At 73.3% G+C, this 22,103-nt stretch carries 15 protein-coding genes; 4 read left to right on the forward strand and 11 right to left on the reverse strand.

The features are described from left to right. Positions 1 to 87: 87 nt before the first annotated feature. The 4 genes from ACZ4XD_RS17395 to uvrB form a co-directional block, all read right to left on the reverse strand. Entirely contained in the window at positions 88 to 1,071 is a 984-nt protein-coding gene (locus ACZ4XD_RS17395; protein WP_468042925.1) for a TerC family protein, read from the reverse strand. A 216-nt stretch (positions 1,072 to 1,287) separates the two neighbouring features. Then, positions 1,288 to 3,417 carry a TerD family protein gene (locus tag ACZ4XD_RS17400; RefSeq protein WP_468042927.1) on the reverse strand — a complete coding sequence of 710 codons (2,130 nt, stop codon included), beginning with the start codon at positions 3,415 to 3,417 and terminating at the stop codon, positions 1,288 to 1,290. Positions 3,418 to 3,520: 103 nt separating this feature from the next. Further along, positions 3,521 to 4,099 carry a TerD family protein gene (locus ACZ4XD_RS17405; RefSeq protein WP_387247905.1) on the reverse strand — a complete coding sequence of 193 codons (579 nt, stop codon included), beginning with the start codon at positions 4,097 to 4,099 and terminating at the stop codon, positions 3,521 to 3,523. Positions 4,100 to 4,338: 239 nt separating this feature from the next. Continuing rightward, positions 4,339 to 6,471, reverse strand: coding sequence for an excinuclease ABC subunit UvrB (gene uvrB, locus ACZ4XD_RS17410; protein WP_468042929.1), 2,133 nt, complete (start codon positions 6,469 to 6,471; stop codon positions 4,339 to 4,341). A gap of 716 nt (positions 6,472 to 7,187) precedes the next feature. Between uvrB and ACZ4XD_RS17415 the strand changes: the two genes are divergently transcribed. The 3 genes from ACZ4XD_RS17415 to ACZ4XD_RS17425 all read left to right on the forward strand — a co-directional run bounded on the left by ACZ4XD_RS17415 (position 7,188) and on the right by ACZ4XD_RS17425 (position 9,350). Further along, entirely contained in the window at positions 7,188 to 8,075 is an 888-nt protein-coding gene (locus ACZ4XD_RS17415; RefSeq protein ID WP_468042931.1) for a glycerophosphodiester phosphodiesterase, read from the forward strand. Positions 8,076 to 8,161: 86 nt separating this feature from the next. Continuing rightward, positions 8,162 to 8,755: a methylated-DNA--[protein]-cysteine S-methyltransferase gene (locus ACZ4XD_RS17420; RefSeq protein ID WP_468042933.1), complete on the forward strand. Its 594-nt coding sequence runs from the start codon at positions 8,162 to 8,164 to the stop codon at positions 8,753 to 8,755. Positions 8,756 to 8,807: 52 nt separating this feature from the next. Continuing rightward, on the forward strand, positions 8,808 to 9,350 hold the full coding sequence (locus ACZ4XD_RS17425; RefSeq protein WP_468042935.1) for a DUF1697 domain-containing protein: 543 nt from the start codon (positions 8,808 to 8,810) through the stop codon (positions 9,348 to 9,350). Positions 9,351 to 9,369: 19 nt separating this feature from the next. On the opposite strand, the gene ACZ4XD_RS17430 is transcribed toward ACZ4XD_RS17425, so the two are convergent. The 4 genes from ACZ4XD_RS17430 to ACZ4XD_RS17445 all read right to left on the reverse strand — a co-directional run bounded on the left by ACZ4XD_RS17430 (position 9,370) and on the right by ACZ4XD_RS17445 (position 12,843). Continuing rightward, positions 9,370 to 9,831 carry a type II toxin-antitoxin system PemK/MazF family toxin gene (locus tag ACZ4XD_RS17430; protein WP_468042937.1) on the reverse strand — a complete coding sequence of 154 codons (462 nt, stop codon included), beginning with the start codon at positions 9,829 to 9,831 and terminating at the stop codon, positions 9,370 to 9,372. A 280-nt stretch (positions 9,832 to 10,111) separates the two neighbouring features. Further along, positions 10,112 to 10,750: a nucleoside/nucleotide kinase family protein gene (locus ACZ4XD_RS17435; protein WP_468042939.1), complete on the reverse strand. Its 639-nt coding sequence runs from the start codon at positions 10,748 to 10,750 to the stop codon at positions 10,112 to 10,114. Between the two features lie 68 nt (positions 10,751 to 10,818). Then, positions 10,819 to 11,748 (reverse strand): IclR family transcriptional regulator domain-containing protein, encoded by a 930-nt coding sequence (locus tag ACZ4XD_RS17440; protein ID WP_468042941.1) that lies wholly within the window; start codon positions 11,746 to 11,748, stop codon positions 10,819 to 10,821. A gap of 150 nt (positions 11,749 to 11,898) precedes the next feature. After that, positions 11,899 to 12,843, reverse strand: coding sequence for a quinone oxidoreductase family protein (locus tag ACZ4XD_RS17445; RefSeq protein ID WP_468042943.1), 945 nt, complete (start codon positions 12,841 to 12,843; stop codon positions 11,899 to 11,901). 832 nt (positions 12,844 to 13,675) lie between these two features. Here ACZ4XD_RS17445 and ACZ4XD_RS17450 point away from each other — a divergent pair. Beyond that, positions 13,676 to 15,292 carry an FAD-dependent oxidoreductase gene (locus ACZ4XD_RS17450; protein ID WP_468042945.1) on the forward strand — a complete coding sequence of 539 codons (1,617 nt, stop codon included), beginning with the start codon at positions 13,676 to 13,678 and terminating at the stop codon, positions 15,290 to 15,292. 176 nt (positions 15,293 to 15,468) lie between these two features. Here the strand turns inward: ACZ4XD_RS17450 and ACZ4XD_RS17455 are convergent, their stop codons facing one another. The 3 genes from ACZ4XD_RS17455 to ACZ4XD_RS17465 are packed head-to-tail and all read right to left on the reverse strand — an operon-like array spanning position 15,469 to position 21,802. Then, positions 15,469 to 17,418 (reverse strand): helicase-associated domain-containing protein, encoded by a 1,950-nt coding sequence (locus ACZ4XD_RS17455; RefSeq protein ID WP_468042947.1) that lies wholly within the window; start codon positions 17,416 to 17,418, stop codon positions 15,469 to 15,471. Continuing rightward, positions 17,415 to 18,863 (reverse strand): SWIM zinc finger family protein, encoded by a 1,449-nt coding sequence (locus ACZ4XD_RS17460; RefSeq protein WP_468042949.1) that lies wholly within the window; start codon positions 18,861 to 18,863, stop codon positions 17,415 to 17,417. The genes ACZ4XD_RS17455 and ACZ4XD_RS17460 overlap by 4 nt, the downstream gene beginning before the upstream one ends. Continuing rightward, positions 18,860 to 21,802: a DEAD/DEAH box helicase gene (locus ACZ4XD_RS17465; protein WP_468042951.1), complete on the reverse strand. Its 2,943-nt coding sequence runs from the start codon at positions 21,800 to 21,802 to the stop codon at positions 18,860 to 18,862. Before ACZ4XD_RS17465 ends, ACZ4XD_RS17460 begins: the two co-directional genes overlap by 4 nt. Positions 21,803 to 22,103: the final 301 nt, after the last annotated feature.

Below are 22,103 nucleotides of genomic sequence, written 5' to 3' on the forward strand. Positions count from 1 at the left end.
TCCTGCACAGCAGCGGCGCCCGGCCCCCGCCCCTGGAGGGAGCGGGAACCGGGCGCCGTCGACGCTCTTCGGGGCCTGGTACCGGCCTCAGGCGTCTATGTGTTCCTTGGCCGTGGCCTCGGCCGCGGCCTGCTTCTTCGAGGCGCGCAGGCTGGTGATGGTCGTGACGATCAGGACCGCGCAGATGACGCCCAGCGAGACCGGAATGCTGATCTCCGGGACCGGCACGCCGGACTCGTGGAGTGCGTGCAGCACCAGCTTCACGCCGATGAAGCCCAGGATGACCGACAGGCCGTACGAGAGGTGGACCAGCTTCTTGAGCAGTCCGCCGATCAGGAAGTACAGCTGCCGCAGACCCATCAGGGCGAAGGCGTTGGCGGTGAAGACGATGTACGGGTCCTGGGTGAGGCCGAAGATCGCCGGGATGGAGTCCAGGGCGAAGAGGACGTCGGTGGTACCGATCGCCAGCATGACGATCAGCATCGGCGTCATCAGCCGCTTGCCGTTCTCGACGATGAACAGCTTGGTGCCGTGGTACTGGTCGGTCGACGGGAAGCGCTTCTCGACCATCTTCAGGAAGCGGTTCTCCTCGAACTCCTCGTCCTCCTCCTCGGCCCGTGCCTCCTTGATGAGCTTCCACGCGGTCCAGATGAGGAACGCGCCGAAGAGGTAGAAGATCCAGGAGAAGTTGGCGATGATCGCGGCGCCCGCGCCGATGAAGCCGGCCCGCAGCACCAGCGCGATCAGCACACCCACCATCAGCACCCGCTGCTGGTAGATCGCCGGGACCGCGAACTTCGCCATGATCAGGACGAAGACGAAGAGGTTGTCGACGCTCAGGGACTTCTCGGTGATGAATCCGGCGAAGAACTCACCGGCCGGTGCGGTGCCGCCGAAGAGCAGCAGCCCGACGCCGAACAGCGCGGCGAGGGCGATCCAGACACCGGTCCAGATTCCGGCCTCCTTGAGGGAGACCTCGTGTGGTTTGCGGCCGCCTATGAAGAAGTCGGCGGCGATCAGGGCGCAGAGACCGAGGATGGTCAGCACCCACAGGTTCAGGGAAACGTCCACTGCTCCTCCGGCAGAGTCGTACGGCACTCACAGCGTCGTCGCTGCCGGAGGTCTCTTCCGCCCCGTCCGCCCGAAGGGGGACGGGACCGACGCCCCGGGATCTCGTCACACTCGCAATCCGTGATGACGGGTACGTCGTGGTGGGAATACTCCCCTCCGCACCAAGAAGCGTAAAGGAAGCCCAAGGAATAGTAAAGAAAAGGGTAAAATGGCTGGTCAGGAGGGTCGACGGGCCGCCGCGAGCCGGCCCAGCACCTGACGCACCACCTGACTGCCCGGCGGGGCGAGCGGCGGCTCGTAGGTCCAGGCATGGCCGACCCAGGGATCGGCGAGATGCGCATCGGGCACCGGAGTGAGGCGCAGCAGGGAGCGCCACAGCGGATCCAGGACCGGGCCGTACTCCCGGCTCTGGGCGCGGTCGGCGACCAGCATCAGATGCACCCCGACCGCCGGCCCCTCGTCGGCCAGATAGCGGAGCCGGGTGAGGGCACGGTCGTCGAAGCCGTGCGGGAAGTCATGCACGATCAGCAGCTGCTCGGCGGTGTCGAGATCCGCCGGCAGCGCGTCCGCGGCGCGATGGCGCACGGCCATCTGGACGAGTTCCACCCGCCGGGTCAGCTCCTCCAGGACCGCCGCCACGCCCTTGGCGCCGGGCAGGGGGTAGGCGGGCAGCGCACCGCTCTCCACCAGCGGCGCCAGCGCGGGTGCGGCGGCTCCGGCCGGGTCGATGACCTGGACCGCGAAGTCACCGGCCGGGTGGATGGCGAGCAGCCGGGCGGCGATCGCGACGGCCGACTCCATGGCCAGGCGGCGCAGCTCGGTCTCGTCGGGCGCCCCGTCCGTGAGTGCGCCGGGCAGCTCCCGCCGGCCGATGTCACGGTCGGGGCCGGGACGGCCATAGCTGTCGGGGCCGCTGTCGATCCACAGGCCGCGCTCCAGCGGCAGCCGCACCAGCATGGGAATGCGCAGGTCCAGGACTTCCGGGAGGTGCAGATCCCCCAGGCGCAGCGCCATCGGGCGCTCCACCGGGACGTGGTAGCCCTGCCATACGGGGTTGTCCCAGCGGGCGAAGGCGGGCGGCAGCGCGGGCTCCACGACCTCCGACTCGGCCGTCAGCTGCGCGAGGTCGCGGTCGAGGGCGGCGCGGGCCTGGGTGACGAGGGTGGCGTGCTGGTCGCGGGCGGTGGCGCGCGCGGCGTCGCCCGCCGTGCCGAGGCGGGCGCGCGGGTCGGCGAGGGCCCGGTCGAGCTCCTGCTCCAGGCGGGTCTCGGCGAAGTCGGCGGCACTGCGGTAGGCGGCGACCGAGCGCGCCAGGTCCTCGAACATGCCCCAGACCTGGTTGTAGAGCCGCTCGTCCATGCTCCAACCGGCGGCGTCACCGGCCACCGGCAGCGGGGAGCCGTCCGGTGCGGTGGGACCCGTGGCTGAAGGGGGCGGGCCGGCCGGCCGCGGGGAAGACGGGGCGGGGGCGGCCGGGGTGGGGGTGCTGCGGCGGCGCGGGTGCCGGTAGTCGATGGGGCCGCCGGCCGCCGGGGTGGGCGGCAGGTCTCCGGCCTTGGCGCCGGCGGCGGACTTCGCGCCTACGCCGGTCCCGGGGCCTGCTGCGGCTCCGGTCCCGGAGGCGTCTCCGGCTCCAGCTCCGGTCCCGGCTCCGGCCCCGGAAGGTGTCGGGCCGTCAGCTGCCGTGGTGGGTGCGGGGGACGGCCGGTCCTGGGCGGGCGCGGCGGACGGGCCGGTGCCGGGCCGTTCGGACCGGCCGGCCGTCATGGGGGCGGGTGCGGGGACCGCACGGGCCTGCCCTTGGCCGACCGCTTCCTCGATCTCCGCGGCCAGCTCCGCCGCCTGGGGCAGTCCCTGGTCCCGCAGCATCGCCGGGAGGCCGTCGGCGTAGCCCTGGCCCACGGCACGCACCTTCCAGGCGTCCTGCCTGCGGTAGAGCTCCACGGCCACGACCGCGGACTCGGCGCCCAGACCGGTGATCGTGTAGCGGACGATGCCGCTGCCGTCGAGGCCGGTGACCGTGACGGCGGGCGCGGCGGCGGCACCGAAGGCGGTCAGCCCGCCGATCCCGCTGGGCAGCGCCAACAGCACGCTCACCCGGTGGACGGCGGCGGGCAGCGCGTCGAGATCCACCGCGATGCGGTGCTCGGCGGCCGCCTGGCGGGGAACCTCGATGCCGGTGCGGCGGGGCGCGCCCGGGTGGGCCACCGCCTCGGCCCCGGAGAGCCTGCCCTGCTCGTCGCCGAGGGTCACCCCGGCCACGACGGGACCGCCCGCCGCCACCCGGATCTCCACCCGCGTCCGGTCCAGTGGATGGTTCTGCCCCCGGACCAGCTCGGCCGTCATCGTTGTTCCCCCTGGTAGTGATGGCGTTCCCCGGGCCGGACGCCGGGCTCGGGCCCGGCGCGGCGGCGGCGCGGCCCGGTGCGCGCTGCCACGACGGTGGTGACTACAGGTGCGGCACGATCGCCGGCACGAGGTCCTGGAAGGTGCGGCCGACGCAGGGCTCACCGATGGCGGTCATCTGCCAGCCGCTGCCCGTGCGGTGCACCTTGGACATGACCTGTGCGGTGTAGTCGCCGCCGCCCGTGAGGGTGTAACGGGCCAGCTCCTGGCCGGTGGTCTCGTCCACCAGACGGCAGAAGGCGTCCTGTACCTCGGCGAAGGTCTGGCCGGTGAAGGAGTTGACGGTGAAGACGATCTGGTCGATGTGCACCGGCACCCGCGCCAGGTCGACCAGGATCGCCTCGTCGTCGCCGCCCTGGCCCGCGCCGCCGACCAGGTTGTCGCCGGTGTGCCGGACCGCGCCGTCATCGCTGACCAGGTGCTGGAAGAAGACGACGTCTATCGGCTTCTTGTCGGCGAACAGCACCGCCGAGGCATCCAGGTCGATCTCGCTGGTCCGCCGCCCGAACAGGCCACGGCGCGGCGCCGAGCGCCACCCCAGCCCCATCCGCACCGCGGTCAGGGCTCCTCCGTCGGACTTCTCCAGGCTGATGCCCTGCCCCTTGGACAAATTGACCGACACGCGCCGTCCCCTCTCTCGTATGTCCCCGCCCAGCTTTCCGGCGGCCCTTCGACCCTACGCACGGCGGCGGGCCGGGCACGCACAAGGCCCGCGTTTTGTGGCGCTTCTGCAACACACCGGTCCGCTGAGCACACCGCGCTCACGTGCGGCGATACCCGCCCCGGAACGGTGCGGGCCGCCACCCGGACGGCCCGGCCGCGTATCCTCCCCGGCCACCCCTCAGCGCACGCCGGCCCCCTCTACTTCACCCCGGCCTCCCTCATTTGCCGCAGCTCCTTCTTCAGTTCACCCACCTCGTCGCGCAGCCGGGCGGCGACCTCGAACTGGAGCTCCGCCGCGGCGGCGCGCATCCGCTCCGTCATCTCCTCGATGAGCGCGGCCAGTTCGGCGGCGGGACGGTCCGTCAGCTCCGCGCCCGCCTTGCCGCCCTTGCCCTTCACGCCCTTGGCGGCGAGCGCCGGGACCGGTGCCTTGCCCTTGGCCTCCTTGCCCTCGGATGCCTTGCGGTAGCCCGTGCCCAGCAGCTCCTGGGTGTCGATCTCCTCGCGGGCGAGGGTGGCGACGATGTCGCCGATCTTCTTACGGAGCGGCTGCGGGTCGATGCCGTTCTCCTTGTTGTACGCCAGCTGCTTCTCGCGGCGGCGGTTGGTCTCCTCGATGGCCTTCGCCATCGCCGGGGTGACCTTGTCGGCGTACATGTGCACCTGTCCGGAGACGTTGCGCGCCGCGCGGCCGATGGTCTGGATGAGCGCCGAACCGGAGCGCAGGAAGCCCTCCTTGTCGGCGTCCAGAATGGCCACCAGGGAGACCTCGGGAAGGTCGAGGCCCTCCCGCAGCAGGTTGATGCCCACCAGGACGTCGTACTCACCCGATCGCAGCTCCCGCAGCAGCTCCACCCGGCGCAGGGTGTCCACGTCGCTGTGCAGATAGCGGACCTGGATGCCGAGCTCGAGGAAGTAGTCCGTGAGGTCCTCGGCCATCTTCTTGGTGAGGGTGGTGACCAGGACGCGCTCGTCCTTGTCCGTGCGCGTACGGATCTCGTGCACCAGGTCGTCGATCTGCCCGTCGGTGGGCTTGACCACCACCTCCGGGTCGACCAGGCCGGTCGGACGGATGATCTGCTCCACGAAGCCGTCGCCCCGGGCGAGCTCGTACGAGCCCGGGGTCGCGGACAGATAGACGGTCTGGCCGATGCGCTCCAGGAACTCTTCCCACTTCAGCGGCCGGTTGTCCAGGGCCGACGGCAGCCGGAAGCCGTGCTCGACCAGGGTCCGCTTGCGTGAGGCGTCGCCCTCGTACATGGCGCCGATCTGCGGGACGGTGACATGCGACTCGTCGATGACCAGGAGGAAGTCGTCCGGGAAGTAGTCGATGAGGGTGTTGGGCGCGGAGCCGGGGTCACGGCCGTCCATGTGCATCGAATAGTTCTCGATGCCCGAGCAGGAGCCGATCTGCCGCATCATCTCGATGTCGTACGTCGTGCGCATCCGCAGCCGCTGGGCCTCCAGATGCTTGCCCTGCTTCTCCATCGTGGCGAGGCTGTCCGCCAGCTCGGCCTCGATCCCCGCGATGGCCCGCTCCATCCGCTCGGGGCCGGCGATGTAGTGGCTGGCCGGGAAGATGTACAGCTCCCGGTCGTCGCTGATCACCTCGCCGGTGAGCGGGTGCAGGGTGGACAGCGCCTCGATCTCGTCGCCGAACATCTCGATCCGCACGGCCAGCTCTTCGTAGACCGGGAAGATCTCGATGGTGTCGCCGCGCACCCGGAAGGTGCCACGGGTGAAGGCCACGTCGTTGCGGGTGTACTGGATGTCGACGAAGCGGCGCAGCAGCTGGTCGCGGTCGATCTCGTCGCCGACCTTCAGCGGCACCATCCGGTCGACGTACTCCTGCGGGGTGCCCAGGCCGTAGATGCAGGACACCGAGGCGACCACGACGACGTCACGCCGGGTGAGCAGCGAATTCGTCGCGGAGTGGCGCAGCCGTTCGACCTCCTCGTTGATGGAGGAGTCCTTCTCGATGTACGTATCGGACTGCGGGACGTACGCCTCGGGCTGGTAGTAGTCGTAGTAGGAGACGAAGTACTCGACGGCGTTGTTGGGCAGCAGCTCGCGGAATTCGTTGGCGAGCTGGGCCGCGAGGGTCTTGTTGGGCGCCATCACGAGGGTCGGGCGCTGCAGCTTCTCGATCATCCACGCGGTGGTCGCCGACTTGCCGGTGCCGGTCGCACCCAGCAGGACGACGTCCTTTTCACCCCCGCGGATGCGCCGCTCCAGCTCGGCGATAGCCGCCGGCTGGTCGCCATTGGGCTGGTAGGGGCTGACGACCTCGAAGGGCGCCACCGTGCGTTCGATCTTTGATACGGGCCGCATGGGATCCACCGTACGACCCAGCACTGACAACCGACGTCGTCAATGCTCCGACCTGCGGCTTTACCGCGGGGGCGGCCGGTGCCCGCGGCGGGCGCCGGGCGTTCAGCGGCGGACGTCGGGGGTTCGGGGGCGGGCGAGGCGGCGGGCCGCGGTGGCGGGTGCGGGGCGGCGGGCGGCGCAGCGCGGCGGGGCGGCGGGGAGCTGATGCGGCGGCGCGGGGCGGTGGCGGGCCGACGCGGCGCCCGGGGCGGTGAGGTGGCGGTGCCCGGCGGGCCGGGAACGCCGCGGGGTGAGAGCGCACGGGACACCGCGCGGGACGCGCCACCTGCGTCCCCGGGGCTCCTCTTGTTCCCGGCCGGAGGCAAGCCCGTGAGCGCGTCGCGCCCGCGCCCGGAACCCGCCGCGCCGGTCCGTCCAGCGAGCTGTTCGACCAAAACCGGTCAGAAGCACGAGGGGTGACGCATCATCGGCCAAGATGCGCGGATGCCGCGCCTCCGGCAAGTTGGACGGCGGCGGAGCGTACGTCTGTGGCAGGGCTGATCCGGGCATCCTGCAACTGCGCGACGCTCCAGAACGGAACACCGGCCACGTCTCGTTCAGGTCCCGGACACCACACGACCGCCTCCCGCTACGGCCCGGCTGCGAGCCTCTGTCCGTCCGACCCGGTTCACCTCACTTCACGTCAGCTCACGTCCACGACGCCACGAGGAGCCCGTATGCGTATTCGCCCCGTCGCCACCGTTGTCGCCGGTGCGCTCATGGGTCTGTCCACGCTCGCCCTCTCCCCGACCGCCGCCCAGGCCGCGCCGGCCGGACACACTCCGCTGACGGTCGCCCACCGCGGCGCCTCGTCGTACGCGCCCGAGAACACCCTCGCCGCGATCGACGCGGCCGACCGGCTCGGAATCGAGTGGGTCGAGAACGACGTACAGCGCACCAAGGACGGCGAGCTGGTCATCCTCCACGACAACACGCTCGCCCGGACGACGAACGTCGAGCAGGTCTTCCCCGGGCGCTCGCCCTGGAACGTCTCGGACTTCACCCTCGACGAGATCGAGAAGCTGGACGCGGGCAGCTGGTTCGGGCCGAAGTTCCGGGGGGAGCGGGTGCCGACCCTGGAGGACTACATGGACGAGGTCGAGCACAACGACCAGAGCCTCCTGATGGAGCTCAAGTCGCCGGAGCTCTACCCGGGCATCGAGCTCCAGACCCTCACGGAGCTGCGCCGCGCGGGCTGGCTGGACAAGGCGCACGTGAAGCACCGCCTGATCATCCAGAGCTTCAACGCCGACGCCATCAAGACCGTGCACACCCTCCGGTCGGACCTCAAGACGGGCTTCCTCGGCAATCCCTCCGTCGCCGACCTCCCGAAGTTCGCGAAGTACTGCGACCAGATCAACCCCGTCCACACGGCGGTCACCCGGGAGTACGTCGCCGCCGTGCACGGTCTGCGCGGCCCGCACCGCCGGGCGCTGGACCTGTACACCTGGACCGTCGATGACCCGGCGGTCGCGGTGAGGGCCGCCGGTCTGGGCGTCGACGGGATCATCACCAACAAGCCCGACGTGGTGCGGGACGCCCTGGAGAAGCACGACGACGACTGAGCCACCGGCGACCGGCGACGGGGAGCGGGCGGCGGGTGCCGGCCGTTCCCCGTCGCGTTGTCAGTGGTGCGTCCTACCCTGATCAGGTGACGTATGCAGAGCAGGATTCCGGGCCGGCGACCCCGCCGGAGGCGGCACCGGACGCGGCGGCGCGGCGCGACTGGGCCTGGCAGCGGCTGACGACCCCCATCGGCCCGCTGCTGCTCGCCGCGACCCGGAAGGGCCTGGTCCAGGTCGTCTTCCATGCCGACGAGCGGACGACCCGCGGTGCGCTGGCCCGTCTGGAGCAGTTCTTCGGCGGGCCGCCCCTCGCCGAGATACCTCATCTGACGACGGCCACCGCCGAGCTGACCGCCTACTTCGCCGGGGAGCTGCGGTCCTTCACCGTCCCCCTGGACTGGTCGCTGTCCTCCGGCTTCCACGCCCGGGTCCTGCATGCCCTGGCCGACGGCGTCCCCTATGGCAGCGTCGTCGGCTATCAGGACCTCGCCGACCGGGTCGGGGAGCCGGGCGCCGCCCGTGCCGTGGGGGCGGCGATGGGTTCCAATCCGCTGCCGGTCGTCGTCCCCTGCCACCGGGTCGTGGCCAGTGACGGCGGGATCGGTGGCTTCGGCGGCGGTCTGGAGACCAAGCGCCTGCTGCTGGCCCTGGAAGGTGTGCTGCCCGCCCCGCTCTTCTGATCCCGACCGTCGTCCGGCCTCGCCGAGGCCGGCTCTCCTGAAGGGCAGCGTCATGTCCCGTCAGATCGCTCTGCTCCGCGGCATCAACGTCGGCGGCCACAACTCCTTCCCCAAGGCGAAGCAGCTGGCACTGGCCGAGTCGCTGGGCTACGAGGATGTCTCGGTGCTGCTCCAGACCGGCAATATCGTCTTCGCCGACCCCGGTACACCGCCGGAGGAGACGGCCCGGGTGATCCATGACCGGATCGCCGCCGAGCTCGGCCTGACGGTGCCGGTGATCGTCCGGACCGGTGACGAGCTGGCCGCCGTCGTCGCCGCGAACCCGTTTCCGCAGGCCGTGCCGGAGCCCAAGAGCCTCCATGTCACGTTCCTGTCGGCGGTGCCGGCCGACACCTCCCGGCTCGACGCGCTCGACCCGGACGCGTTCACGCCCGATCAGTACCGGCTGATCGGGCGTGAACTGTATCTGTGGTGCCCCGGCGGCATCGGCCGCTCCAAGCTGGCCGACGCGGTGAGCCGGGCACCGCTCGGGGTCACCGCCACCGCCCGTAACTGGAACACCGTCACCAAGCTGCTGGCCCTGGCGGCCGCCTGAGACGCCGCCACCGGCGCCGTCAGCGCCAGCCGTAGCGCTCGCGCAGCCGGTTGCCGACCAGGTTGAAGCGGCCCCGGTCCAGGGCGCAGGCCTCGCGCCGCATCCCGGCCGGGTGCACCCGCAGCACCCGGTCCACGGCGACCCATGAGTCGCGCCCCGCGCGGTCCCATGGGCCGACCCCTATCGGGACCCAGTCCCAGTCGTTGTTGTGCCGCTTGCTGGACAGCTGCACGGCCAGCAGCGTGCCGCCCGGCTCCCGGGCGACAACCAGTACCGGACGGTCCTTGCCCCGGCCGTCGTTCTCCTCGTAGGGCACCCAGGTCCACACGATCTCGCCGGGGTCCGGGTCGCCGTCCGGGTCCGGCGCGTAGGTCATCGTCACGGTGCCGACCGAGCGCGGCCGGGCCTCCACGGTGGCGGTGGGGCCCTGGCTGCCGGGCAGCGCTTCGGGCTCGTCGGATGCAGGAAATGAAGTCGTCACAGGGCCACGCTAACCGCCGCCCCACAAGCGCCGGTCAGCGGTCCGCGCCCGGCGTCCGCACGGACGATTGTCAGTGGTCGGCCGTACGGTTTTTACCGCGGGGGAACGGCCGTCGGGGCCGCCCGGGGAGGGGGAGAAATATGTCCGGGGCCGCGAGGAATCGGGAGCTTTCGCAAGACGGCGGCAGCGCCCAGGAGTTGATTCGGCAGCTCGTCCGAGAGCGGCGCCCGGCGGCGACGAACGCGCGTGCCGGGACGGCCACTTCGGACGCGGCGGACGCTCACCCCGGTCCGCTCCAGGCCGGGCGGCGCGGATCGTCGGCCCGTACGACGACATCCGCCACCTCCTCGGGCCGGGTCCCGGCCTCGTAGCGCGCGAAGGCGGGCAGTGTCCAGCGCTCGTCCTCCGGGGTGCGGCGGGCGAGCGCGGCCGGCGACAGCTTCAGGTGGACGGAGAGATCGAAGGGAAACCAGTGACCGAGCAGCAGGGGACCGTGCAACAGCAGGACACCGCCGGGCGGCAGCTCCACGTACGCGCTGCGGGTCGCCCGGTCCGCCACCGGATCCCACAGGTCCGGGAGCACCCGCCCGGTGCCGCCCGGCTCCAGCGGCTGGAAGATCTCGCGCCACAGCGCCTGCCGGTCGAACCACTCGTCGTGGTAGGCATCGGGGTCCTCCCGGCCGTATTCGAGCCGCAGCGAGGCGGGGCGCAGAAAGCCGAAGGTGCCGGCCTTGTGCACCGCCCGCCCCCGCAGCCGCAGCGCCTCGGCGAGCCGGGCGGCCAGCTCTCCGGGCGCGGCGGCGGGAGCCCCGTCGACGGCCACCCGCAGCCAGGGGCTCCCGTCCTTCGCCGGCATCGCGACGAGCCGCTCGGCGAGCGCGTCGGTGAGCCGTTCCCAGGTGATCGCTTCGAGCCGCACCCCGCCATTCTGCACGGCCACCCGGCGCGGGCCGGCTCATGAAGCGGCGGGCGGCCGGGGGCCGCGGGTCAGGCCTGGTCCGCGGCCGGGCGGGCCGCTCCGTAGCGGCTGAGTTCGGCCGCCGCCTCCTTCGTCGCCTCGATGACGCCGTCGGGGGCCACCGGCATCACGGACTTGAGCTTGAGGAGCAGCACCGCTCCCATGATGGAGCCGTCCCACATGATCGGCGCCGCGCAGGAGTTCCAGCCGGCCATGCACTCCTCGTACCCGAGCGCGTAGCCGAGGTCGCGCACCTCCGCGAGGGAGTCCAGCAGGGCGGCGTTGTCGCGGAAGACACCGGGGCCCGCCTGGTCGGGTACCGGCTCGGCCAGCACCCGCTGCTGGAGCACCTCCGGCAGGTAGGCGAGGATCGTCCGCCCGGAGGCACCGGTGCGCAGGGACCGCGTCACGGACAGCACATCGCGGGGCGTCATGCCCAGCTCCGCGAGGTCGGAATCGCCCACGGCCATGTCGACGCACTGCCGTTGGGCACCGGAGAACGGGGCCACCATATAGAGGAACGCCAGCCCGCTGTCGGTGGCCGTCCGCAGTTCGCGGAGCACCGTCTGCGAGATCTCGCCGTCGATCCGGTGGTCGAGCGCGGTGAAGGCGAGCTGTGCGGCCGAGGTCCGCAGCCGGTAGAGGCCGCGGTCCACCCGCTCGAAGATGCGCTGGTAGATACCGGACTGAAGGATGCGGTAGACGACGGAGTCGTCCAGGCCGGTGAATTCGGCGATCTCACCGGGCCCGTGGGCGGATCCGCCCAGCTCGGCGAAGGCCGTCTGCACGAGGAAGACCCGCTCGGCATGGCCGGATCCCGACGTCCGGGAGCCCGCGGACGGCGTGCCCTTGGGCGTCTGGCGGGTCTTCTTGGAGTGGCCCGCGGTGCGCGGCGCCACGCCGGTGGCGGGCTCGGCGGCCGTGGCCGGCGAGCCCGTGGCTGTGGTGCTGTGACCCATCGTGTGCTCTCTCCCCTGGCAGTGATCCGCGCCCGAAGGCGCGCGGCATGTGCGGTACGGGCCGCCCTCTTTGCCCGCTGCTCCCGATGGACGGCCCCGGACAGTGCTCCCCCTACACCGGTACCCGTCCGGCCCCCCGGTCCGCCCGTATTACCGGGTGACGTCGAGCGCCAGCTTCCCAGTCGGGGTGCGGGCGGCCAGCTCACGGTGCGCCCGTGCCGCCTCCCCGAGCCCGTGGACGGCGCCGGTCAGCGGCTTGAGGGTGCCGTCGGCGACCGCGTCGAACAGGGCCCGCATCGACGTCGGCAGCGCCGTACGGTCCGCGTAGAGCTGGGGCAGCCAGAAGCCCGAGACGGTGAGGCTCCGCTCCATCAGCTCCCGGGTGGGCACGCTCGCCAGCTCGCCGCCCGCGAAGCCGTACACCGCGAGCCGGCCGCGCGGCGCGACGGCGGCGAGGGTCCGCTCGAAGGTGACGCCGCCGGTCATCTCCAGCGCCGCCGCCACGGGACCGCCGGCCGCGTCCAGGATGCGCTCCGTCAGATCCTCGGCGGTCGAGTCGACCACCGCGTGGGCGCCCAGTTCCGCGGCCAGTTCGCGCTTTTCCGGGGAACCGGCGAGACCGATGACCTTGGCGCCGGCGCGCGCGGCGAGCTGGACGGCCAGCGATCCCACGCCACCCGCCGCGGCGGGCACGACCACGGTCTCGCCCTCGGTGAGCCGCAGCGAGGTGAACAGCAGATGCCAGGCGCTGTTGCCCTGGAGCGCCAGGGCGACGGCCTGTTCGTCGCTGATCGCGTCGGGGACGTCCCAGGTGACCCGGCGGTGCAGCAGCGTCCGTTCCGCGTATCCGCCGCCGCGGCACAGCCCGACGACACGCCGTCCCCCGTCCACCGTCCCCACGACCTCGTTGCCGGGTACGTACGGCAGCTCGACGGGCGCGAGGTAGGAGTCCTCCCGGGCGTGCACATCCGCGTAATTGACGCCGGCCAGGGCCACGTCGACCAGCGAGTGACCGCTGCGCGGCGCGGGCTCGGGCACGTCCTCGAGCCGCAGCACGTCCGGACCGCCGAATTCTCGCATCACAATCGCGCGCACGACTCTCCCTCGGGTTCTCCAGTGCGGTGCCCGCACAGGGTAGGCACGGCGGCCAACTGCCCGCGGTCACCCGATCATTTCGCGCCAACCATGCGGGGCTCCGGACGCCCCCACCCCTCTTCCCGCGAGAATTTCCCGCCCGCTTTCTCGCGTCGCGAGAAAACGCCACGGCGGTTTCTACCCATTGCGCCGTTTTGCTGCGTATCTACCCATCGGTATCCCGGGGGTGGCTGCCTCACATCTCTCGCTCAAACCCGGCTGTCGGATGTGATCGCCGCCGCCTACGATCCCGAAATGTGTCCGCCGTCGACCACATGTGACGGCCGCGTCCCCCGGGGCGGAGCACGCTCCGCGAGGCAGTTGTGCCCGCCCACCGCCCCCGGTGATACGGGCGGGTGGCGGAGGAGGACGTGGCTGTGCGCAGGGCGGGGCGGGCACGGCCTGAGGGGGAATCATGATGGGGAAATCGGGGGGCGGGGGGGGGGGGGGGGGGGGGGGGGGGGGGGGGGGGGGAAAAAAAAAAAAACCCCCCCCCCCCCACCCCCCCCCCCCCCCCCCCCCCCCCCCCCCCCCCCCCCCCCCCCCCCCCCCCCCCCCGGGACCCACAACGCGCACAGCCGCTTCCACCGGCAGCACTGCGCTTCCTGCGGACCGCCTCCGCATCCTTGCCGTCCTTGGTGGCGGCATCCTTCACGGCTTCCTTCGCGGCCGCCTCCGACGCCGTCATCGCCGCCGCCCGCCGACGTTCCCGACCGTATGCGGCACCGCCCTTTCTGGACGTGTCCCGCTCCCGCCGGGGAACGGCGCGCCGCTGCCGAGAAAGGGACTGCCCATGAACGCGTCGAGCAGCAACGGGCTCAAGTTCACCCACCCTTACCTCGCCGTGGTGCTCGGCGGCGGCTTCACCGGCATGCTCGCCGCCGCGGCCCTGTCTGGACACGCCGATGTCATCGTCGTCGAGCGGGAACGGCTGCCGCGGACCCCCGCCCACCCCACGGACCTCCCGCAGGCCCGGCACGCACAGTTGTTGACGGCGGACGGGGTCCGGCTGATCGACGCCGTGCTGCCCGGCAGTGCCGCGCGCTGGACGGCGGAGGGAGCCCGCCGGATGCCGTTACCGGCGGAGTTCGCCGGCCGCTCCCCGAAGGGCCGGCCGGGCCGCCGCACACGCTCGCGGTATCTCCTCGCCTGCTCCCGCGATCTGCTCGACCGGGTCATCCGCCGGCAGGTGCCGGCCCTCCCGGGGGTGACCGTCCTGGACGGAACCGAAGCCACCGAACTGACCGGTACCGCCGAACACATCACCGGGGTGCGCGTCCGGGACACCACCAGCGGCGCCGGCTACCTCCTGGACGCCGACCTCGTCGTGGACGCCACGGGCCGGCACTCCACCACCCGGGAGTGGCTGACCACGCTGGGGTTGCCGGCAGCTCACGAGGACGTGGCGGACTCCGGGATCGTCTCGGCGACCCGGATCTTCCGCGCCACCGAAGGCGCGGAGAACTCCCCGCTGCTCACTGCTCGTTCGGCGCTCACCGGCCCCGGCACACGGCCCCGCCGCCCGTTTCCCGGGAGGACGGCGACGCTGGTTCCGATCGAAGGTGGCCGCTGGCTGGTCACGCTCACCGGCACCGTGGACGACCGGCCCTCGGAACACGCGGGCCGCTTCGTGCCGTTCGCCCGCCGCACGGGCCACCCCGCCATCGCCGACCTCATCGCCGACGCCGAGCCGCTGAGCGAGGTACGGCTCACCCGCGACACCTCGGACCGTCGGCGGCGCTATGAGCAACTGTCTTCCTGGCCGACGGGGTTCATCGCCCTCGGCGGCGCGGTGGTCTCGCTCGCCCACGACTGCGGTCAGGGCCTCGCCCTCGCCGCCCACGGTGCCGCCGCGCTGCGCGGGGCACTGCGACGGCACGGCATGGACGAGCCGTCCCTCGCCCGGAAGATGCAGCGGACCATCGGACGGCTCGCCCAGGAACCGTGGTCCGTGGCCACCGGCGAACCGCGCCCCTCCCCCACGACCGGCCGGGCCGTCCGCCGCGCCTACCTCGACGTCCTCGCGCCCCCCGCCCCCGCGGCCCCGCTGCTGCGCCCCACCGCCGCACTCGGTCTGCTCCGGGGGACGGCACGGACCCGGCCCACGGCCGGCAGCGCACCGGCCCGGCAGACGTCGCCCGAGCCGCTCCCGGCACCTCTCACAGCAGCGCCCGGAAGCCCGTCCGCCGCCGGTCCGCACCCTCCGGCGGCCGGTGCCGCCCCGGCCCTCTCGGCGCGGCCCGCCACCGCGCTCTCGGCCGCGCCGCCCGCTCAGGGGCAGCCCCCGGCCCCACCCCTCCCTCCCGGCTCCCCACCCGCCGCCAGACGCCTTCCCCGCCCGCTCAGCTTCGGGCCGACGGCGCTGCGCCGGATCAACTGGGCGACCCGACGGAAACCGGCTGACGGGTGAGGGGTGGCCGCTGACGGCAGGCGCCAGGACCTGGGCGCGTTCCTTCGGTGGCCGCCGTCGTTCCTTGACGGCACGTACGTATGCACCGCGGGTCGGCCCCTGGCGGGCGCGCCGACGGTCGCCGAGGAGGCTCACCGGCACCGCGGACGGCGGCGGCGCACCCCTCCGCCAACGGGTCACTCCCCGTCGGTCTTTGTGGCCTCTTGGCGTGGTGCCGGGACTCCCAGGAGGCGGTGGGCGAGGGCGAGGGGCGCCCGGTGGTCACGGGTGGGGGCGGGTGCCGTGGCACGGTGGGTGGGGAGGCGTTCGACGGTCGTGGTGCCGGTGTCGGATTCCAGGGCCGGGGCGTAGCCGGCGGCGCGCAGCGCGTCCAGGGTGGCGGCCGGCGGACGGGCGCTGACCAGGACGGTCGGGGCGATGGCCCGCAAACCGAGGTCGTGCAGCGCTCGGTGGGCGGCGAGTTCCTTGACGAGGGCCTCGTCGTCGGAGCGGATGCAGCAGGCGGCGGGCAGGACGCGCATCCGGCCATGGGCGCGGGCGGTGTTCTGGATGAGGTAGTCGAGGGGCTGCGGCAGGGTGCCGGTCGCCGAGGCGCGGGTGAGGTCCGCCAGGAGGGTGTCGGCGGTGTGGCCGGTGTCCAGTGCGCGGCGTACGGAGGCGGGCGTGAAGCGCCAGGTCACGGCGTGGTCCTCGGATTCACGGTCGGCCGCGGAGGTGAGCAGGGCGGCGAGCGCGGCGGCGGGGCGGCCGGGCACCACTACGGTCAGATCGGCCTGGAAATGGGCCTGTTCGAGGAGCGGCGGCAGCAGATCGGCGAGTGGCCGGTCCAGCGACCGGGGGTCGGTGAGCAGTGCGCGGCCGAGCGGGGTGAGGGTGCCGTGGGCGACGATGCCCAGGTAGGCGGCCTCGTGGAGGGTGTGGGCGGCGCGTTCGCCGGCCATCGGCTGGTGGGTGACGGCGAGGGGGCGGTGCCAGTCCGCTGCCCGGAGGAGATCGTTCCAGTGGGTCTCGCTGCCGGCCTCCTGCTCCGGGGGTTCGGTGAACGGCAGTGACGGGAGGGGGGATCCCGCACCGTAGGGGACGGCGGCCAGGGCGGCGAGGAGGGCGTGCCGGAGGGCGGGCGCGTGCCGGTCGTGGCCGCGGACCAGCGCGGTCGGGGTCTCGCCGAACGGGGTGTGGGTGGGGATGTCCCACAGCCCCGACCAGGCGGCCAGGACGGGGGCGAGGCGGGCGCCGGGCGGGCGGCCGAGCCAGTCGTCGTAGGCGCCGGTGGGGAGCGCGGTGATGCCGGACGGGGTGCGGGTCAGGGCGATCAGGTCGGCGGCGAGCGCCAGGTCGAGGAGGAGGCGGGTGTGCGGTTCGGTGGCGCCGGCCGCCTTGGCCAGCCGTTTGATCTCCCGTACGGCCAGCCCGCCCGACTTGCGCAGCGCGGCGGGCTGCGTCGCCAGGGAGGCCAGCAGGCGGTCCAGGGTGGCGGCGAGGGTTGCCGCGGCGGCCCGGGATTCGTCGTACGGCGAGGTCGGCGGGACGGATGCGGCGGGTGTGGCGGGACCGGCGGGGTCGTCCGGGGCGGGGCGCGGGGCGTCGGCGAGGAGCGGGCCGGGGTCGTGGGCGGCGAGGAGTTGCGGGGTGCGCGGCGGGACGACGATCGCGCCGTCCTCGGTGGGCGCGGCGAGTCCGTCCTCGTAGAGGGCGTGCAGGGCGGCTTCGGCGGCGGTGCGGGTGCGGCCGGGCGGGGTGGCGCCGAGGGCGGCGAAGACGTCTTCGGGCGGGACGGGTTCGGTGGCCAGGTGGGCGAAGGACAGTCGGTGCGCCATCAGGGACTGGTAGTCGGCGCCCGGGGCGGGGGCCGCGGGGCCGGGGGCGGCATTCCGGGCGCGTTCCTGGCTGATGCGGGCGGTGGCGATGAGCACCTGGAGCCGGGGGTGGTCGAGGTGCAGTACCAGTTGGTGGAGGGTTTCGTAGGACCACAAGGCACTGGCCAGGCCGCGTAGTTCGGTGGGGGCGGGCCGGCGGGCGAGCGGCTCGGCATGGCGGGTGAGGAGTGCGGCGAGCTGTTCGGGGGTGCGCCGGGCGAGGGACCGGGTGAGTGCGTCGAGACCTTCCACGGCGTCGAGGTTAGTCATCGCGCGAGCAGGGCGGTGAGGGCGCCCACGGGGTCGGGGTCGGCCGGGCCGGTGGGCCACCAGTCCTCGGTGCCGGGCTCGGATTCGTACGGATACCAGCGGTGGTCGTGGCCGAAACGGAGCTGGATGCCGCGGTCCGGGTCGGTGAGGTGGTTGTGGCGCGGGCGCAGGGACGGCAGGTCCGCGGCGAGGAGGGCGCTGCGGGCCCGGTCGAAGTCACCGGCCGGCGGGTTCCAGGTGGTGTCGAGGAGGGCGAGGCCCTCGGGTCCGCCCTGCCGCCAGGCGGCGACGGCACGGGCCACCTCCGTGGTCGTTCGGCCGGTCGCCGCGGCGAGGTCGCGGTAGAGGGCCCGGGTGGTGGAGGTCAGGCCGGCGGTGGGGTGGGCGGTGGCCGTCAGGCGGATGGCGTCCTCCCATGGGGGCAGTGACGGGAACGGGCTGTGGACGGCCGGGCGTCCGGAGCCGGGGCCCGGGGGCGCGGCGGCGGTCACGCAGGCGTGGGCGCGGGCGGCGGCGTCGGCTGCCAGGAATTCGAGGGCGGCGGGGTCGAAGGGCAGGCCGTCGCCGTCCGGCAGGGCCGGCGGGCGGCCGGGTTGTGGGGGCGCCGTCAGCGGTGGCGGGAGTGGTGGCCGGAGGCGGTCGGCGAGCGCCACTCTGGCCAGGATGCCGTGAGAGGCAGACGTCGTCCCCGGTACCGCAGTTTCGCCGGGGACCGTCTCAGCGGCCGGTCCGGGCGCGGCAGTTGGTGTCGCCGGACGGGCCTCGGGCCCATGGCCTTGCGGGGGCGGCGCGGTGGTGGCGACGGTGTGGGCGCGGGCTTCATGGGCGGTGCGGGCGGCGTTGCGGCGGGAGAGGTCGTCGAGGAGTTCGCGTTCGCCGCGGCCGCGCATCAGCAGCAGCACGAACGGGTCCGCGTCCAGGAGGCGGGCCACCTGGAAGCACAGGGCGGCGGCGTGCTTACAGGGCCTGCCGTGGTCGGGGCACGAGCATCGGGGGGCGAGGTCGCCCGGCCCGGGGAGCAGAGGCGTCTCGCCGTCCGCCAGCGCCCGGGGCAGCTTCTTGGCCAGCAGGGCGGTCAGTTGGTCGGGCTCGGCGGCGATGGCATCCAGGAGGCCGTCCCACTCCTGGTCGCTGAGGGTCCGGAGGCGGATGTCGGCACTGTAGGGCCGGGGCCTGCTGCCGCGTACGGTGGCGACGATGCGGCCCGGGGTGACGTTGATGGTGTCGACATGGCCGTCGCGGGCGTACGTGCGGCCGCGGGCGAGCCGGGCGCTGTCGAGGGCGGTGGTCTCCAGTGCGTCCAGCCAGGCGCTGCCCCACCAGGATTCGGCGAACAGCCCCCGGGCTCCGGGCCGGACCGGCAGGGGCGGGAAGGTACGGGAGCGGTCCGCGCGGGCCAGCCGGTCCGCGGCAGCGGCGCGCCCGGAGGTGCGGCGAGTGTTCATCCGGGCCTCCTGAGGGAGACGAGGTCGGCCAGTTCGGCATCGGAGAGCTCGGTGAGCGCGGTCTCGCCCCCGGAGAGCACCGCGTCGGCGAGCGCCCGTTTGGCGGTGAGGAGTTGGGCGATGTTGTCCTCGACGGTGCCCTCCGCGATCAGCCGGTGGACCTGGACGGGCTGGGTCTGGCCGATCCGGTAGGCGCGGTCGGTGGCCTGCTCCTCCACCGCCGGATTCCACCAGCGGTCGTAGTGGATCACATGTCCGGCGCGGGTCAGATTCAGGCCGGTGCCCGCCGCCTTCAGGGACAGCAGGAAGACCGGGGCCTGCCCGGCCTGGAAGCGGTCGACCATCTTCTCCCGTTCGGCGACGGGGGTGCCGCCGTGCAGGAGTTGCACCGGGATGCCGCGAGTGGCCAGGTGCCGTTCGAGCAGCCGCGCCATGCCCACGTACTGGGTGAAGATCAAGGTGGCGCCGCCCTCGGCGAGGATGGTGTCCAGGAGTTCGTCGAGGAGTTCGAGCTTCCCGGAGCGGGCGGCGAGACCGGGCGCAGCCTCCTTCAGGTACTGCGCGGGGTGGTTGCAGATCTGTTTGAGGGCCGTGAGCAGCTTCATGACCAGGCCACGGCGGGCGATGCCTTCGGCGGTCTCGATCCGGGTGAGGGTCTCGCGGACGACGGCCTGATAGAGCGCGGCCTGTTCGCGCCCCAGTGCTACCGGGTGGTCCGTCTCGGTCTTGGGCGGCAGTTCGGGCGCGATCCCCGGGTCGGACTTCTTACGGCGCAGGATGAACGGGCGCACCAGCCTGGCCAGCCGCTCGGCCGCCGCCGGATCCTCGCCGCCCTCGACCTCACGGGCGTGCAGTGCGCGGAACGTCTTGAGGGGCCCGAGGAGTCCAGGAGTCGTCCAGTCGAGGAGGGCCCACAGCTCGGAGAGGTTGTTCTCCACGGGCGTGCCGGTGAGGGCGATCCGGGCGGGGGCCTTGATGCTGCGCAGCGCCCTGGCCGTCGAGGAGCGCGCGTTCTTCACGTGCTGGGCCTCATCGGCGACGATCCAGGCCCAGGACCGCCCGGCCAGTTGGGTGGCGCTGCTGCGCATCGTCCCGTAGGTCGTCAGCACGAAGCCGCCGTCGAGGCCGTCGAGGCTACGGCCGGCGCCATGGAAGCGGCGTACGGGCGTACCGGGGGCGAAGCGCTCGATCTCGCGCTGCCAGTTGCCCAGCAGGGAGGCCGGGCAGACCACCAGGACGGGGGCGCTCGGCCGCCGGTGCCGATGGAGCGCGATGACGGTGAGGGTCTTGCCCAGGCCCATGTCATCGGCGAGACAGCCGCCGATACCTAGGGAGGTCATGGTGTCGAGCCAGGCCATGCCCCGTAGTTGGTAGTCACGGAGGGTGGCCCGCAGTCCGGGCGGCTGGGGCAGGGGGCGGGCCTCGGTGGTGAGGCGGCCGCGCAGTGCGGCGAGGGCACCCTGGGGCACCACCTCGACCTCTTCGCCGTCCACCTCGGCGGTGCCGTTGAGCGTCGCGGCGAGGGCGTCGGCCGGCTCCAGGTAGCCCAGTTCGCGCTTACGGGCCTTGCGGACGAGCCCGGGGTCCACCAGGACCCACTGGTCACGCAGCCGGACGACGGGGCGGTGGGCGTCGGCGAGGGCGTCCATTTCCGCCTCGGTCAGCGGCACTCCGTCCATCGCCAGCTGCCAGCGGAATCGCAGCAGTTCACGGGTATCGAAGAAGCCGAAGCCGTCCGCGGCCGAGCCCGGCGCCGGGCGAAGCACCGCAGCGGCGGTCAGGCCGCGGGCGATTTCCCTGGGCCAGTGGACGGTGACTCCCGCGGCGCCCAGCCGTGGCGCGGCTTCCCCCAGCAGGTCGGACAACTCGTCCTCACCGAGCGGCAGTACGTCGGGGACCGGCCGCTCCAAGAGGCGGGTGAGCGGGGCCCAGATGCGGGCGGCGCGGCGCAGAGCGAGGAGAGTGTCCACCCGGGAACGCGGCCCGAAGTGGTCGGGGCCTTCGCCTTCCCACAGTTCCCCGGCATCGGCGACCAGGGTGGGGTCGGTGAGGCTGTGCACCTGGAGGACGGCGGCGGCCGCACTGCGCTCCTCGGTGCCGCCCGCCGCGCCCTCCTCCGCCCTGTCGAAGAGCTTGTGCGGGGCGAGGTCGAGGCGCAGGGAGAGCCGTACGCCCGCGTCGACACCGGCCGCGACCTCGGCGGCCCATTCCCGGGCGCCGGGAAGGTGCTGGGGCGTGCTCGCGGTGAACGGGGCACCGGCCACCAGTCCGGCGGCGGGCGTGCGGGGCAGCGCGTCGATGACCGCGTCCGCATAGAGCCGTACCAGGACCGCGGGATCGGTCACCTGAAGAGGACGGCTGCCAGGGATCGGCACGGCATGGGCCTCGGCGGGCATGGCGGCGGCGATGGCCCGGAGGTGCGCGATGTCCTCGGTGTCGAGCGGGCCGGCGCGCCAGGCGTCGGTGTCCTCCAGAGTCAGTCCGGGCAGCATCCGGCCGCGGGCGGCGAGGTGCAGCGCATGCAGGGTGGCCGCACCCCAGCAGGCGGCGGCCGGGTGAGCCGTCGGGTCGTGCCGGGCACCGACCAGCAAGGGGACGGCCTCGGCCACCGGAAGCAGGACGGCAGGGACCGTACGACTGCGGGCGCCGTTCCCGTGACGGCGGGCGACGGTCAGCGCCCCCTGCTCGGCGGCCCCGTGCCCGCCCCACGCCCCTTCGTCGCTTCCCGACTCGGCGAGATCCGGGAGCGGCCCGCCCTCAGGACTCCAGAAAGCGATCTTCCCGGCGCGTGGCAGCTGGGCGGGCAGGAAGACCACGGCGCAGCCGGCCAGGGCGGCCTCGCCGATTCCGCGGCCCTGCCCCGTGCCCCCGGGCAGGGCGGCGGGCGAGCCGTCCGGCGACCGGGTCTCCCCCGCTGCCGTCTCCCACCGCCTCGCCATTCCATCCCCTGCCGCCTGGTCGATCGCCTGGTCGTTCCGCCCCGGTCGCGGCACCCTCCGAGCCTGCCGCGCCCGCCCTGCTCCTACGCCCCCGACCTGCGAGTCTACGGTCGTACCCACTGCGTCTCCCGCCCCCTCTCCCGCGTCTGCGCCTGCCTCCGAGAGTGGCGGGCGATGAATCACCGGTTCACACCCCCGCCCTCTGCTCCGCCCCGTCGCGACACGCGCCCGGCGCCATGACGGAGACAGCGCGCGCACCGCCTGCCGCCCTTGGTCGGCCGGCAACAGCCGTGCGCCCGGG

Source organism: Streptomyces sp. NPDC029466, from assembly GCF_055574515.1.

What these genes read in the sequence shown, in the direction of transcription:
- ACZ4XD_RS17425 (WP_468042935.1), top strand. Translation starts at nt 8,808, where the DNA reads ATGTCCCGTCAGATCGCTCTGCTCCGCGGCATCAACGTCGGCGGCCAC.
- ACZ4XD_RS17465 (WP_468042951.1), bottom strand. Translation starts at nt 21,802, where the DNA reads ATGGCGAGGCGGTGGGAGACGGCAGCGGGGGAGACCCGGTCGCCGGAC.
- ACZ4XD_RS17400 (WP_468042927.1), bottom strand. Translation starts at nt 3,417, where the DNA reads ATGACGGCCGAGCTGGTCCGGGGGCAGAACCATCCACTGGACCGGACG.
- ACZ4XD_RS17455 (WP_468042947.1), bottom strand. Translation starts at nt 17,418, where the DNA reads ATGACTAACCTCGACGCCGTGGAAGGTCTCGACGCACTCACCCGGTCC.
- uvrB (WP_468042929.1), bottom strand. Translation starts at nt 6,471, where the DNA reads ATGCGGCCCGTATCAAAGATCGAACGCACGGTGGCGCCCTTCGAGGTC.
- ACZ4XD_RS17440 (WP_468042941.1), bottom strand. Translation starts at nt 11,748, where the DNA reads ATGGGTCACAGCACCACAGCCACGGGCTCGCCGGCCACGGCCGCCGAG.
- ACZ4XD_RS17460 (WP_468042949.1), bottom strand. Translation starts at nt 18,863, where the DNA reads ATGAACACTCGCCGCACCTCCGGGCGCGCCGCTGCCGCGGACCGGCTG.
- ACZ4XD_RS17450 (WP_468042945.1), top strand. Translation starts at nt 13,676, where the DNA reads ATGAACGCGTCGAGCAGCAACGGGCTCAAGTTCACCCACCCTTACCTC.
- ACZ4XD_RS17415 (WP_468042931.1), top strand. Translation starts at nt 7,188, where the DNA reads ATGCGTATTCGCCCCGTCGCCACCGTTGTCGCCGGTGCGCTCATGGGT.